The sequence below is a fragment of the Oleiphilus sp. HI0086 genome, from assembly GCF_001635225.1.
In genome coordinates this window covers 1-793 of sequence record NZ_LWFZ01000312.1, presented here as the reverse complement: position 1 = coordinate 793, position 793 = coordinate 1, and the positions used below count along the sequence as shown (strand labels likewise).

General features: G+C 45.8%; 1 protein-coding gene. It reads left to right on the top strand.

Annotated features, from left to right (window positions below):
- Positions 1 to 58 precede the first annotated feature (58 nt).
- Positions 59 to 793: DUF1513 domain-containing protein (locus A3756_RS03915; RefSeq protein ID WP_156490247.1), on the top strand; the 735-nt coding region annotated here is incomplete at its 3' end.

Here is a 793-nt window from a genome sequence, read left to right as displayed (position 1 = left end):
AAACATCAGTATCGGCCTTGGGTATTCACCTTGGCTTTAACAGTCGAGATGGTGATTAATGACTGACAAACTCTCGACATTAGAAAACACAAGGCTAAGCCGAAGACAGCTCCTTGGCTCTATAGTCGCAAGCAGCTTACTCAGCCCATTCAATGCCTTCGCCAAGGAAAACGACTCAGAATTGCTCATTAGTGCAGCTAGGGATAGACACGGTCAGCATTGGGTAATTTGCTTACAAGGAAATGGCGAACCTGTCAGTCGGCTTAAGCTTCCCGCCAGAGCTCACCAGGTGATCAAGCACCCTCATAAAGAAGAAATAGCAGTCATTGGGCGGCGTCCTGGTCAATACATAATCGTATCTTCAATCAAATCAGGCAGAGTGATAAAACATATTCAGCCTGAACAGGGTTTCCACTTCTACGGGCATGCTCTTTACACACCTGATGGACGTTATTTGGTCAGCACTGAAAATCACATAGATTCGGGTCAAGGAAGGCTTTTTGTGAGAGATGTGCTCAACGATTATCGCGTACACGCCCAGCTCTCAAGCCATGGTATTGGTCCACATGAAATAAAGCTCTGCAGCGACACGGATACTTTAGTTATTGCCAATGGAGGTATTCTCACACACCCGGATAAAGGTCGTGTAAAGCTGAACCTCGATACCATGTCCCCTTCACTAACTTATGTCTCGCTTACGAGTGGTGACTTACTAGAGCAAGTAAAGTTAAAAGAGGAATACCACCAGCTGAGCATTCGTCACATCGATATCAACCAAAGAGATGAAGTGGTG